This is a genomic window from Ensifer sp. R1-3 (assembly GCF_056739175.1).
Genome location: NZ_CP096515.1, coordinates 2,702,133 through 2,714,627, shown reverse-complemented (window position 1 = coordinate 2,714,627; position 12,495 = coordinate 2,702,133). Strand labels below are relative to the sequence as shown.

Sequence of the window (12,495 nt, the reverse complement as noted above, 5' to 3'; positions counted from 1 at the left end):
CCTCCGGAGAGTTGCAATTTTGGGACCTCCCGATGTAGGAATCGGTCATGGCAGCATCTTCCGACAGCAGGAACGTACAGAGGATCGGCTTTTTGCTGGTGCGCAATTTTGCGCTGATGAGCTACGCATCGGCGACGGAGCCCCTGCGTGCGGCCAATCTCCTTGCCGGCCGGCCGCTCTACCAGATCGTCCCGCTTGCGCTGGGACGAGGGACCGTCGCTTCATCTTCCGGGCTGTCGGTCGGCTGTGCGGATCTGGAGAGTGAAGGAGAGAGCTGCCATACCGTCTTCGTCTGCGCGGGCGGAGAGCCAACCGACTGGGCGGATACGTCTGCGTCCCACACGACGCTCCGGCGGCTCTCGCGCCTCGGTATTCGCATCGGCGGCATATCGAGCGGGGCTTTCGTGCTTGCCGCAGCGGGCCTGCTCGACAACCGCGACTTCACCATTCATTGGGAACACGCGCCTGCGCTGAAGGAAGCATTTCCCCATCTCAACCCGAGACACGCCCGCTTCGTGCTCGATGGCGGAATTGCCACCTGCGGCGGCGGGGTGGCGCCGCTCGACATGATGCATGCGATGATCGCCGAACGCCTGGGGACCGACTTCGCTCGCCGGGTCAGCGACTGGTATCTGCACGCGGCCGTCGCCGAGCCGGCGGCGCCGCAGCGCGGTTCGGCCGCAGAGCGGTTCGGTACCAACCATCCCGCCCTGCTCGCGGTTCTCGAGAAGATGGAAACGGCGATCGAACGGCCGCTCGACCGGACCGCCATGGCGCGCCTGGCCGGGGTAAGCCCGCGGCATCTCGATCGGCTTTTCCGGGAGCATCGCGGGACCGGCTTTCTCGACACCTACCGGGAGATCCGGCTCCGCCACGCCCGCCGGCTCCTGCAGCAGAGTCCGCTCTCCATCCCGGAGATCGCCTACGCCACCGGCTTTTCGAGCCCCGCACATTTTTCGAATGCGTTCAAACGCCTGTTTTCGCAAACACCGGGAAGCCTGCGCCGCCGCAGCGGCTCATGAGCGGAAGCATCTGAAATTGCCTACTAAGAAAAAAATATTCTCCACAGTTGATGGTCCCGCGACTGCGTGCTAGCATCGTTCCATGCACGAATGGAGGGACTACGCGAATGTGCGGCATTGTTGGTTTGTTTCTGAAAGACAGCAGGCTCGAGCCGCAGCTTGGCCAGCTTCTTTCGGACATGTTGATCACCATGACGGACCGTGGTCCGGACTCGGCCGGGCTGGCCATTTACGGCTCGGCTACCGAGGGGAAGGCGAAGGTGACGATCCAGTCTGCGAAGCCCGAGATCGACTTCGCAGACCTTGAACGGGACCTCGCTGAAGCAGGCGTGCCGGCACGCGTTGCCGTCAAGAGCACTCATGCGGTCGTTGCGATCGCAGCTGCCAGGCTCGCGGATGTCCGTGCCGTTCTCGCCGCCATCCGTCCGGATGTACGCATCATGGGTGCCGGCGACAGCGTCGAGATCTACAAGGAAGTCGGCCTGCCGAAGGATGTCGTCGCACGGTTCGATGTACGCTCGATGGGCGGTTCGCATGGCATCGGCCATACCCGCATGGCTACGGAATCGGCCGTGACCACACTTGGCGCGCACCCGTTTTCCACCGGGTCGGATCAGTGCCTCGTGCATAACGGATCGTTGTCGAACCACAACAATCTGCGCCGGGAACTGATCCGTGAAGGCATTGCCTTCGAGACGCAGAACGACACCGAGGTTGCTGCCGCGTACCTGACGGCGGAAATGGCCAAGGGCAAGGATCTCGGACAGGCCCTGACCGGCGCGCTCGACGACCTCGACGGCTTCTTTACCTTCGTCGTCGGCACCAAGTCGGGCTTCGGCGTCGTGCGCGACCCGATCGCGTGCAAGCCGGCGGTCATGGCCGAAACGGATCGCTATGTCGCATTCGGTTCCGAATACCGGGCGCTGGTCAACCTGCCGGATATCGAGAGCGCGCGCATCTGGGAGCCGGAGCCCGCGACCGTATACTTCTGGGATCATCAGAAGGCCGCCTGACGGGTAATCTCGGCCCCTTTCCAAGGAATTTTCAAGTATGCCTGTTATTGATCTCGCCACCACGCCGCTGCGTGAATTCAATAGGTCCTTGCATAATATTCAGCAGGGCTCGAACGATCTGTCCTACGAAGTCGCCAATCCTCGTGGCAGCCATGCGGTCGCCGTCGGGATCGACGGTCCCGTCGTGGTCGATGTGAACGGCTCCGTCGGCTACTATTGCGCCGGCATGAACGATGGCGGAACGGTCACGGTTCACGGCTCGGCAGGACCGGGCGTTGCGGAAAACATGATGTCCGGCAAAGTCGTGATCGAAGGCGATGCCAGCCAGTATGCGGGCGCTACCGGACGCGGCGGCCTGCTCGTCATTAAGGGCAATGCGGCGTCGCGCTGCGGCATCTCGATGAAAGGCATCGATATCGTCGTCCACGGAAATATCGGTCATATGTCGGCTTTCATGGGCCAGTCGGGCCACCTCGTCGTGCTCGGCGATGCGGGCGATGCCCTGGGTGACAGCCTCTACGAGGCCAAGCTCTTCGTACGCGGCACGGTCAAGAGTCTCGGCGCCGACTGCATCGAGAAGGAGATGCGTACGGAGCACCTGCAAAAGCTGGCCGAGCTCCTGGAGAAGGCCGATGTCAAGGATGTCCGGCCGGAAGAGTTCAAGCGCTACGGCTCGGCACGCAAGCTCTACAATTTCAACATCGACAACGCAGACGCGTATTAAAGGCAGGGACCAGTATGAGCTATCACAACCCCTATACCCCGCCGCGCAAGTCCGCGACTTTCGACGACTATACGCTTGCGGAAATCCGCCGTGCGGCGGCGACCGGCATTTATGATATCAGAGGCGCCGGCACCAAGCGCAAGGTTCCGCATTTCGACGACCTTCTCTTTCTCGGCGCATCGATCTCGCGCTATCCGCTCGAAGGCTACCGCGAGAAATGCGACACCTCCGTCGTTCTGGGAACGCGCTTCGCGAAGAAGCCGATCCATCTGAAGATTCCGATCACCATCGCCGGCATGAGCTTCGGAGCACTCTCCGGTCCCGCCAAGGAAGCACTCGGACGCGGTGCGACGGCTTCGGGAACCTCGACCACCACCGGCGACGGCGGTATGACGGATGAGGAGCGCGGTCACTCTCAGACGCTCGTGTATCAGTACCTGCCGTCGCGTTACGGCATGAACCCGAAGGACCTGCGCCGCGCGGATGCGATCGAGGTGGTGGTCGGGCAAGGAGCCAAGCCCGGTGGCGGCGGCATGCTGCTCGGCCAAAAGATCTCCGACAGGGTCGCCAACATGCGCAACCTGCCGAAGGGCATCGACCAACGTTCGGCCTGCCGTCACCCGGATTGGACCGGGCCGGACGACCTCGAGATCAAAATCCTCGAACTGCGCGAGATCACCGACTGGGAGAAGCCGATCTACGTCAAGGTCGGCGGCGCGCGGCCCTATTACGACACGGCGCTCGCGGTCAAGGCCGGTGCGGATGTCGTCGTGCTCGACGGCATGCAGGGCGGGACCGCGGCGACGCAGGACGTCTTCATCGAGAATGTCGGCATGCCGACGCTTGCCTGCATTCGGCCAGCCGTCCAGGCGCTGCAGGATCTCGGCATGCATCGCAAGGTACAGCTCGTCGTGTCCGGTGGTATCCGCTCCGGCGCGGACGTCGCCAAGGCGCTGGCGCTTGGAGCCGACGCGGTGGCCATCGGTACCGCGGCCTTGGTCGCCATCGGCGACAACGACCCGCACTGGGAAGAAGAATACCAGAAGCTCGGCACGACGGCCGGCGCCTATGACGACTGGCACGAGGGCAAGGACCCCGCCGGCATCACGACGCAGGACCCCGAACTGATGAAGCGCCTCGACCCGGTCGCCGCCGGCCGGCGGCTGGCCAACTATCTGAAGGTGATGACGCTCGAAGCACAGACCATCGCCCGTGCCTGCGGCAAGAACCACCTCCACAATCTCGAGCCGGAGGATCTGTGCGCGCTGACGATGGAAGCCGCAGCCATGGCGCAGGTGCCGCTCGCGGGAACGAGCTGGTATCCTGGCAAAGGTACCTTTTGAATGAAAGGATGACGGGCCGCACTTGAGAGGGTGCGGCCCTTTCTTTTGAAATTGAGTGTCGGAATCCAAAAGGGGAACGAAGTGACACTGGATCTCTCCACATTCGCCCGCGAAAAGGGCGTCAAATATTTCATGATCAGCTACACCGATCTCTTCGGCGGGCAGCGCGCCAAACTGGTTCCCGCGGAAGCGATCGCCGACATGCAGAAGGGCGGCGCGGGCTTCGCAGGCTTTGCCACCTGGTTCGATCTCACGCCTGCGCATCCCGATCTCTTCGCTCTCCCGGATGCGTCCGCGGTCATCCAGCTCCCCTGGAAGAAGGACGTCGCCTGGGTGGCGGCAGACTGCATCATGGACGACGCGCCCGTGGAACAGGCACCGCGCGTGGTGCTGAAGAAGCTCGTCGCCGAGGCGGCCCAGGAAGGGCTTCGCGTCAAGACCGGCGTCGAACCGGAGTTCTTTCTGATCTCGCCGGATGGATCGAAGATTTCCGACACGTTCGATACGGCGGAAAAGCCTTGCTATGACCAGCAGGCGATCATGCGCCGCTACGACGTGATCGCCGAGATCTGCGACTACATGCTCGAACTCGGATGGAAGCCCTACCAGAACGACCATGAGGATGCGAACGGCCAGTTCGAGATGAACTGGGAGTATGACGACGCGCTCCGGACCGCCGACAAGCACTCCTTCTTCAAGTTCATGGTGAAGTCGATCGCCGAGAAGCACGGGCTGCGCGCGACCTTCATGCCGAAGCCGTTCAAGGGTCTGACGGGCAACGGTTGCCATTGCCACATTTCGGTCTGGGATCTGGCGGGCGAGGTGAATGCCTTTGCCGACAACAAGGCGGAGTTCGGCCTTTCAGCCGAGGGACGCCACTTCCTGGGCGGCATCATGAAACATGCAAGCGCGCTCGCCGCGGTCACCAATCCGACGGTCAACTCCTACAAGCGCATCAACGCGCCGCGCACGATCTCCGGCGCGACCTGGGCGCCGAATTCGGTGACCTGGACCGGCAACAACCGCACCCACATGGTGCGCGTTCCCGGCCCCGGCCGTTTCGAGCTGCGCCTGCCGGACGGCGCCGTCAATCCCTATCTCCTGCAGGCGATCATCATTGCGGCCGGCCTTTCGGGCGTTCGCTCCAAAGCCGATCCCGGCCGTCACTACGACATCGACATGTACAAGGACGGCCACAAGGTAACCGATGCACCGAAGCTTCCGCTGAACCTGCTCGACGCATTGCGGGAATACAATCGGGACGAGGAGCTGCAGGAGGCCTTGGGACGAGAGTTCTCCGCGGCCTATCTGAAACTCAAGCAAGGCGAGTGGAACACCTATTGTTCGCAATTCACCGAATGGGAACACCAAACCACACTCGACGTGTAGACTAGAATCGCCACAGGAGCCTTGCGGCCATCCCCGTGCCTCGGCACGGGGATTTTTGACGTCGATCGCGGCGTGAGCGGCACGTGAGGAACTTAACGTCCCTTCAGCTCTTCCGGGCCATGACCGTACGGATGCGCGCACGGCGGTAGGCGTCGGGGATCGACAGGGCCCAGACGAAAATGCCGCCTGCATGCCGTCCGATGAAGGAACGGTCCGGTGGCGCCGTCATGTAGGTGATCACCGAAAAGAATACGACGAAAAAGGCAAAGGCCAAGCCCCGAGCCGCGTCGCGCAAGGCGACATGGCCGGCCCCAGGCAACACCGCAGCCAGCATCAGCACCAGATAGGGATTGATCGGCTTGGCCACGGCGACCTCCTCAGCAATTCGAAACTACGCACTCCCGGTCCGAAAACCGCTGAATACTTCCTGGAAATGCCCCCGCCGACGGCGGCAGCGAATAAGCGGGCTCATCGTCCGCCAGCCATCCGCTCAGGGCCTCTGCTTCGGCGATCGTCCGGCGTATCACCTCGGGCGCAATGGCCGTGATTGAAAAGTGCGCCTGCCGCAACAGCAGATGGGCGCCGCGTTGCCCCTGCGCCGCCTGGCGGACCAGCCGCACGCCGCGTGGAGTGATCGCGGCCTCCTTGAGCGTGGGATCGGCAAACAGCTTGGCGAACATGGCCGCGGCGCGTTCGACCTGCCGGCGCGAAGCGTTGCCGTCGCCGCGCATCAGGAGGGCGGCCTCGCTGGGCGGCGGGATCAACAGATGCGGCATCTCGTGCACGAGCGAGTAGAATTCGGCGCCGGTCGGCCGCGCCAGCGCACCGATCTTGGGCCTGGCACAGGGGCTCGTTTCAAGCAAAGTGAGCTTCAGCCACAGTTGCGGCAATCGGCGGCAGACCAGCGTGTCGGGGACGAGTTCGACCCTTACCTGCCGCCCGTCGTCCAGCCTGCCGGCGAGGATCGGAAAATGATCTGCGCCGTGAGTTATACGGGCGTCGGGAAAATGCTGCGCCGCGTCGTCCAGAAGGCCGCGGCGCTCGGCAATGGCGGCCCGGTGGTCGCGGACCGCGCGAACGCTCATCCATATGCCGGAAGCTATTGCGAAGGCAGAGAAGGCAATTGTGGTGATCATACGATCGCCCTGGCTTGGTCGGCGGCTTCTGCGCGGGAAGCGCTCCGGACAGTTTCAGAAGCAGCCGGAGCGCGCGATCCGAAACGGGCGGCGCGCTCCAACCGATCAATAGCCGTGTGGCTTTGGCCACGGCATCGTGAACTGATCGCCGCGGCGTACGAACTTGTAGCGCCGGAAGTGAAACCACAGCGAAGCCACGATGTAGAAGCACATCATCGCGCTGAGCTGCGTGCCGTAGCCCAGGAACACGGCGAAATAGGCGGTCGAGCACAGAATGAGCAGCACGACCGTCGGTAAAGGATGAAACGGGTGCACGTAGCCGCGCTTGATCCTGCCGAGCGGCCACTTGTTTCGGAACATCACCATGTTGAAGGTCATGAAGGTGTAGCCGAGCAGACCCGACAGGATCGAGAAGGTCACGACCTGGTCGAGCGGGGCGCCGAGCGCGAAGATAAGTGCGATCGGGACCAGGAATACGATCGCGCGATAGGGCGTGCGGTAGACCGGATGGACGGCACCGAACCAGCTTGGCAGATAACGGTCACGGCTCATCGAGAACCAGGCGCGGGAAGCGTCGTTGATGCAGCCGTTGGCGGAGGCGAGCGTGGCGAATGCCGTGCCGACGAAGAGCAGGACCATCAGTCCGGTGCTGCCGGTGACGCGGGCGGCGTCGAACAAGGGCGTGCCGGCCTGGCCAAGATATTCCCACGGCATCAGGCCGGAGCAGATATACCAGGTCATGGTCGCCGCGATCAGCAGCGTCATGATGCCGGCCATCGTGCCGTAGGGAAGCGAGCGGGCAGGAGAGCGCACCTCCTCGGCCGCCTGGCAGGTACCCTCGATGCCGAGATAGTACCAGAGCCCGAAATGCAGCGATGCCACGATACCCACCCAGCCATAGGGTAGCGGATCGGAGGTGATGGCCGAAAAATCGAGCGGCACCGCCGAGGCACCGAACTGCACCGATACGAACAACGCCACGATCGCAAGGAAGGCGATGGCGGTGATCACCAGGTTGAAGGTCAGGGTGGCGAGCACGCCGCGATAGTTGAGCCACGCCAGGAACATGATCGCGAGAACGATGAAGGGTTGCTGATTGAGTCCGGTCTGGCCCTGCATTCCGGCCACGGTATCGAGCAGGAAGCCGACCGTGATGGCGTTGGCGGCTTCGAGCATGGTATAGGCCATCACAAGGAAGAGGCCGACATTGAAGGCCATCAGCGGGCCGACGATGTGCTTGGCCTGAGCGTACTGGCCGCCGGCCGCGGCGACCGTCGAAGTCACTTCCGAGTCGATCATGGCGACGCAGGTGTAGAGCAGGCCGGCCACCCAGCAGGCCATCAGGCCGGCGATCATGCCGCCTTTGCCCACCGAGAAATTCCAGCCCATATATTCGCCGACGAGCACGATGCCGACGCCGAGTGCCCAGACGTGAGCAGGCCCCAGCACCCTCAGCAGGCGCAGCCGGTCCGGCTCGGGTGCGGCGGATGTAGTATCGTCCATTTGCCGTCCTCCCCTCAGATCTCGTGGCGCTCTGCCGTCGCCTCGATCTCGCCTTCGCGAGAAGAGATCAGCAGTTCGTTGTCGTAAGTGGTGTCGATGCGGACGAGGTCGGCGAGCATCAGCACGCCGAACAGCGCCGAAAGCGCCCAGGCCGCGTATTCGAGTATGTCCCACATGGCCGCCGCCTCCCTAGTGTCGTTCCGTGCCGAAGCGCTCTTCGATCACTTCGCGGTATTCCCTGTCGGAAAGCCGGACCACCATCACGAAATAGCCGATGACGAGCACGGCCATGACGATGAGCGAGGCCCAGCTGAAGCTGTAGTCGAAGCGCGCGGTGATGATGTCGTTGGCGGCCGCCGGATCGGTGATGCCGAGCGCGGCCCACTGCTGCTGCTCGGTGGCGTTCTGGCCGAGCGCTTCCCAGGTCGGATCGGGGATCGGATCGGGCACCTTGGCCGCGCCCGCAAGGCCGAGATAGAGCGGTATGTAGAGCGCTCCGATGGTCAGCACGAGCAACGTGATCACGTCGAAGATCTGGCCTGCAAAGCTCTGTTTCGGAGGTTCGTATGCCATGATACCTCCTAGCGGCTTTGCGGGCGCATCTCATCGAGATGCTTGAGATCGAGGCTGTAGATGAAGTGCTTGTCTTCTTCGTAATGTCGCAGCATGGCAACGATGGCGGCTGTGTTGAAGAGCAGCACCAGGCCGCAGGCGACCGTCAGGATGACGGCGATGGCGGGCGTTGCGATGTAGGGCCAAACGGTAAACAGCGCGAAGAGCAGGGTGCACCAGAGGACCACGACGAAGGCCGTAAGGCAGACGCGGTCACGTCTGTGCATTGCATCGATACGCTGGCTGAAGCTCGCATCTTCGCCAAGCTTGCTTAGTGTCGCTTCCATTCGCTTTCCTCCTCCAATGTTTCCTCCTCCGGGTGGTTTTTCGTTCCTTGTAATTTCGATGCGGGAAGTCGGCCGTTTTCTGCTTAGAAAAAATATTTGCCTAACAGGAATGTCAGGCAAAGCGAAACCACTGTCAAGTGACGCTGTCCACGCCTCTTCACGCGCACCATATCGCCGGAGCAGGCATAGGCTGCAGTGGGAGTTGATCTTCTACTCAGGGCGGAATACTTCCTCGCCCACGCGGGTATAGCGTTGTGAACCACGCAGAAATATTTACTATCAGTAAAAACAAAGCGAGATTGGCATGGGCAGGGAAAACGCGGAAAAGCACCGGAACTCGAAGAAGAACGGCAAGGCGGCGACAAGCGCCGGCGGCGCGCGCAAGACGGCGGCGGAGTTGGCACGTGTCACGCTGACCCAGGATCCGCATGCAATCCGCGACACCCGTGAAAAGGTGCTGGAAGTCGCGATCGGCCATGAAGTGCGTGCCTTCCGCAAGAAGCTCGGCATCACAGTAGCCGACGTCGCCTCCGCGACCGATATTTCGGTCGGCATGCTGTCGAAGATCGAGAACGGCAACACATCGCCGTCGCTCACGACTTTGCAGACGCTGTCGCGGGCGCTCGGCGTGCCGATCACCGCCTTCTTCCGCCGTTTCGAGGAGGAGCATAGCGCCGTGTTCGTCAAAGCGGGGGAAGGCGTCGACGTCGAGCGGCGCGGCACCCGCGCCGGCCACCAGTACAACCTCCTCGGCCATATCGGATCGAACACCTCCGGCGTCGTCGTCGAGCCTTATCTCATCACGCTGACCGAAGACTCGGACGTCTTTCCGACGTTTCAACACGATGGTCTGGAGTTCCTCTACATGCTGGAAGGGGAGGTGGTTTACCGGCATGGCAACAATCTTTACCGCATGACTCCGGGGGACAGTCTGTTCTTCGACGCCGACGCGCCGCACGGGCCGGAAGAACTGACCACGCTGCCGATCCGGTATCTGTCGATCATTTCCTATCCGCGCGGCCGCGGAGAGGACTGAGCGCGCGGCAGAGCGTCGCTTCTGCCTCATCTCTTCTCACCCACGCTCCGTTTTCCGGCACGCCCCGAACGCAAAAAATTGCCTGAGGAGAAATATATTTTCCTGTAGATTGATTTCGTCGATCTGCTCTGGTAGCAATTTGCGACGTCGACAACGGGGATGGGATCGACACCCGTGCGCGCGAACGGCGAGGGGAGAGAAATGAACATGCAGAATTTCGTTCTGACCGTGTCCTGCAAGTCAACGCGCGGCGTGGTTGCGGCGCTATCGGGATATCTGGCCGAGCAGGGCTGCAATATTGCCGACAGCTCGCAGTTCGACGATCTGGATACCGGCAAGTTCTTCATGCGCACCAGCTTCATCTCGGAGGAGCGGGTTGGCCTTGCGGCTCTCGAGGAAGGGCTGAAGCCGATCGCCTCGAAGTTCGAGATGGAGACGGCTCTCCACGAACAGTCCGAGCGCATGAAGGTGCTGCTCATGGTGTCGCGCTTCGGCCATTGCCTGAACGATCTTCTCTACCGCTGGAAGATCGGCGCCTTGCCGATCGATATCGTCGGCGTCGTTTCCAACCACTTCGACTACCAGAAGGTGGTCGTCAACCACGACATCCCCTTCCACTGCATCAAGGTGACGAAGGAGAACAAGCCCAAGGCCGAAGCCCAGCTGATGGACGTCGTCGAGCAGACCGGCGCCGAACTGATCGTGCTTGCCCGCTACATGCAGGTGCTTTCCGATGCACTCTGCAAGAAGATGTCGGGGAAGATCATCAACATCCACCACTCCTTCCTGCCGTCGTTCAAGGGGGCGAACCCCTATAAGCAGGCCTATGAGCGCGGCGTGAAGCTGATCGGCGCGACGGCCCATTACGTCACCGCCGATCTCGACGAGGGTCCGATCATCGAGCAGGATATCGCCCGCATCACCCATGCGCAGTCGGCCGAGGATTACGTCTCGATCGGCCGCGACGTCGAAAGCCAGGTGCTGGCCCGCGCCGTGCATGCCCATATCCATCACCGCTGCTTCATCAACGGCAACCGCGTCGTCGTCTTCCCGCCGAGCCCGGGTTCCTACGCCTCGGAACGGATGGGCTGAGGCCGATCGAGGCCGAGACCGGCCTTACTCCAACGCCGCCATTACCGCCCATCTCGTCAGAGCGGAAAGCCGCACCAACGCGTGCGAATCGCTGCCGCACCGGCGCGACAAAAATAATCGGGCCGGCTTGCTTCCCCGCGGAATTCTGAATATATTCAGGAAATAAATATTCCGTATGGGAAAAAAAGAGGGAACGAAATGGCTTTATCTTGGCGTTTCTCCGCCTTGGCGGATCGGCATCGCGCTCTCGGATCGAAACTGGAGGACTGGAGCGGCATGGGAACCGCCTGGACCTACGAGAAGGACATGTCCGAAGAGCATGTCGCGATCCGCACGAAGGCCGGGATCATGGACGTTTCCGGCCTGAAGAAGGTGCACCTGGTCGGTCCGCATGCCATCGCCGTGCTCGACTACATCACCACCCGCGACATGACGAAGATCTATCCCGGACGCTCCGTCTATGCCTGCATGCTGAACGATCGCGGCCATTTCACCGACGACTGCATCGTGTACCGCACCGGTCCGAATTCCTGGATGCTGGTCCACGGCTCCGGCTCCGGCTACGAGGAGATCGTGAAGCAGGCTGCGGGCCGCAACTGCGCAGTCCTGTTCGACGACGACCTGCATGATCTTTCGCTGCAGGGCCCGCTTGCCGTCGACTATCTCGCAAAATATGTGCCGGGCATCCGCGACCTTAAATATTTCCACCACATGCAGACGACGCTCTTCGGCGCTCCCGTCATGATCTCGCGCACCGGCTATACCGGAGAGCGTGGCTACGAAATCTTCGTGCGCGGGCAGGATGCGGTCATGATCTGGGATCGCATCGTCGCGGAAGGCAAGGAGACGGGCATCATCCCCTGCTGTTTCAGCGTGCTCGACATGCTGCGGGTCGAAAGCTACCTGCTCTTTTATCCTTACGACAATTCGCAGATGTATCCCTTCGCCGACCAGCCGCCCGGCGACAGCCTTTGGGAACTCGGCCTCGATTTCACGGTCAGCCCCGGCAAGACGGGCTTCCGCGGTGCCGAGGAGCATGCGCGCCTGAAAGGCAGGGAACGCTTCAAGATATTCGGCATGCTGATCGATGCCGACGGTCCAGCGGATCTCGGCGACGAAGTCTATGCCGAGGGCAAGAAGGTCGGGGTGATCACCTGCCCGAGCTATTCGACGCTGACGAAGAGATCCATGGCGATTGCCCGTTTGGACGTCGACAAGGCCGTCCAGGGCGCGAAGCTCGAGGTGCACGGCAAGAACCTCAATGCCAGAGCGATCGCCCACACGCTGACCTTCGACGATCCGGAGAAGAAAAAGAGGACGGCCGTGGGCTAGGGAGGC

13 protein-coding genes and 1 pseudogene are annotated in these 12,495 nt (G+C 62.1%); 8 read left to right on the top strand and 6 right to left on the bottom strand.

The window, feature by feature from the left end:
* Positions 1–47: 47 nt before the first annotated feature.
* From M1D43_RS13065 to glnT, 5 genes are all read left to right on the top strand, one after another.
* Positions 48–1,022 carry a GlxA family transcriptional regulator gene (locus M1D43_RS13065; protein WP_153313504.1) on the top strand — a complete coding sequence of 325 codons (975 nt, stop codon included), beginning with the start codon at positions 48–50 and terminating at the stop codon, positions 1,020–1,022.
* Between the two features lie 107 nt (positions 1,023–1,129).
* Positions 1,130–2,035 carry a class II glutamine amidotransferase gene (locus M1D43_RS13060; RefSeq protein ID WP_003536328.1) on the top strand — a complete coding sequence of 302 codons (906 nt, stop codon included), beginning with the start codon at positions 1,130–1,132 and terminating at the stop codon, positions 2,033–2,035.
* Positions 2,036–2,072: 37 nt separating this feature from the next.
* Entirely contained in the window at positions 2,073–2,759 is a 687-nt protein-coding gene (locus tag M1D43_RS13055) for a GltB/FmdC/FwdC-like GXGXG domain-containing protein (protein ID WP_153313503.1), read from the top strand.
* 14 nt (positions 2,760–2,773) lie between these two features.
* Positions 2,774–4,102 (top strand): FMN-binding glutamate synthase family protein, encoded by a 1,329-nt coding sequence (locus M1D43_RS13050; protein ID WP_010968347.1) that lies wholly within the window; start codon positions 2,774–2,776, stop codon positions 4,100–4,102.
* Positions 4,103–4,183: 81 nt separating this feature from the next.
* On the top strand, positions 4,184–5,491 hold the full coding sequence (gene glnT, locus M1D43_RS13045) for a type III glutamate--ammonia ligase (protein WP_003532529.1): 1,308 nt from the start codon (positions 4,184–4,186) through the stop codon (positions 5,489–5,491).
* A 103-nt stretch (positions 5,492–5,594) separates the two neighbouring features.
* On the opposite strand, the gene M1D43_RS13040 is transcribed toward glnT, so the two are convergent.
* The 6 genes and pseudogenes from M1D43_RS13040 to M1D43_RS13015 form a co-directional block, all read right to left on the bottom strand.
* Positions 5,595–5,858: a hypothetical protein gene (locus tag M1D43_RS13040; protein ID WP_003532527.1), complete on the bottom strand. Its 264-nt coding sequence runs from the start codon at positions 5,856–5,858 to the stop codon at positions 5,595–5,597.
* Positions 5,859–5,882: 24 nt separating this feature from the next.
* Positions 5,883–6,627, bottom strand: a pseudogene (locus tag M1D43_RS13035) (hypothetical protein).
* Between the two features lie 105 nt (positions 6,628–6,732).
* A complete protein-coding gene (locus M1D43_RS13030; protein WP_003532523.1) occupies positions 6,733–8,130 on the bottom strand; it encodes an APC family permease in 1,398 nt (465 codons plus the stop codon).
* Between the two features lie 14 nt (positions 8,131–8,144).
* Positions 8,145–8,306: a hypothetical protein gene (locus tag M1D43_RS13025; protein ID WP_003532521.1), complete on the bottom strand. Its 162-nt coding sequence runs from the start codon at positions 8,304–8,306 to the stop codon at positions 8,145–8,147.
* 13 nt (positions 8,307–8,319) lie between these two features.
* On the bottom strand, positions 8,320–8,703 hold the full coding sequence (locus M1D43_RS13020; protein ID WP_003532519.1) for a hypothetical protein: 384 nt from the start codon (positions 8,701–8,703) through the stop codon (positions 8,320–8,322).
* Positions 8,704–8,711: 8 nt separating this feature from the next.
* Positions 8,712–9,029: a hypothetical protein gene (locus M1D43_RS13015; RefSeq protein WP_003532516.1), complete on the bottom strand. Its 318-nt coding sequence runs from the start codon at positions 9,027–9,029 to the stop codon at positions 8,712–8,714.
* A gap of 304 nt (positions 9,030–9,333) precedes the next feature.
* Here M1D43_RS13015 and M1D43_RS13010 point away from each other — a divergent pair, with 304 nt between their 5' ends.
* From M1D43_RS13010 to M1D43_RS13000, 3 genes are all read left to right on the top strand, one after another.
* Positions 9,334–10,065 carry a helix-turn-helix domain-containing protein gene (locus M1D43_RS13010; RefSeq protein ID WP_003532514.1) on the top strand — a complete coding sequence of 244 codons (732 nt, stop codon included), beginning with the start codon at positions 9,334–9,336 and terminating at the stop codon, positions 10,063–10,065.
* A 207-nt stretch (positions 10,066–10,272) separates the two neighbouring features.
* Positions 10,273–11,157: a formyltetrahydrofolate deformylase gene (gene purU / locus M1D43_RS13005; RefSeq protein ID WP_127597191.1), complete on the top strand. Its 885-nt coding sequence runs from the start codon at positions 10,273–10,275 to the stop codon at positions 11,155–11,157.
* Positions 11,158–11,355: 198 nt separating this feature from the next.
* Positions 11,356–12,489 (top strand): aminomethyl transferase family protein, encoded by a 1,134-nt coding sequence (locus tag M1D43_RS13000; protein WP_003532509.1) that lies wholly within the window; start codon positions 11,356–11,358, stop codon positions 12,487–12,489.
* The last annotated feature ends 6 nt before the right edge of the window (positions 12,490–12,495 follow it).

Excerpts from the sequence above, each read along its gene's own strand:
- M1D43_RS13025 (WP_003532521.1), bottom strand. The coding sequence starts at position 8,306 with ATGTGGGACATACTCGAATACGCGGCCTGGGCGCTTTCGGCGCTGTTC.
- M1D43_RS13065 (WP_153313504.1), top strand. The coding sequence starts at position 48 with ATGGCAGCATCTTCCGACAGCAGGAACGTACAGAGGATCGGCTTTTTG.
- purU (WP_127597191.1), top strand. The coding sequence starts at position 10,273 with ATGCAGAATTTCGTTCTGACCGTGTCCTGCAAGTCAACGCGCGGCGTG.
- M1D43_RS13030 (WP_003532523.1), bottom strand. The coding sequence starts at position 8,130 with ATGGACGATACTACATCCGCCGCACCCGAGCCGGACCGGCTGCGCCTG.
- M1D43_RS13000 (WP_003532509.1), top strand. The coding sequence starts at position 11,356 with ATGGCTTTATCTTGGCGTTTCTCCGCCTTGGCGGATCGGCATCGCGCT.
- M1D43_RS13050 (WP_010968347.1), top strand. The coding sequence starts at position 2,774 with ATGAGCTATCACAACCCCTATACCCCGCCGCGCAAGTCCGCGACTTTC.
- M1D43_RS13055 (WP_153313503.1), top strand. The coding sequence starts at position 2,073 with ATGCCTGTTATTGATCTCGCCACCACGCCGCTGCGTGAATTCAATAGG.
- M1D43_RS13010 (WP_003532514.1), top strand. The coding sequence starts at position 9,334 with ATGGGCAGGGAAAACGCGGAAAAGCACCGGAACTCGAAGAAGAACGGC.
- M1D43_RS13020 (WP_003532519.1), bottom strand. The coding sequence starts at position 8,703 with ATGGCATACGAACCTCCGAAACAGAGCTTTGCAGGCCAGATCTTCGAC.
- M1D43_RS13015 (WP_003532516.1), bottom strand. The coding sequence starts at position 9,029 with ATGGAAGCGACACTAAGCAAGCTTGGCGAAGATGCGAGCTTCAGCCAG.
- M1D43_RS13060 (WP_003536328.1), top strand. The coding sequence starts at position 1,130 with ATGTGCGGCATTGTTGGTTTGTTTCTGAAAGACAGCAGGCTCGAGCCG.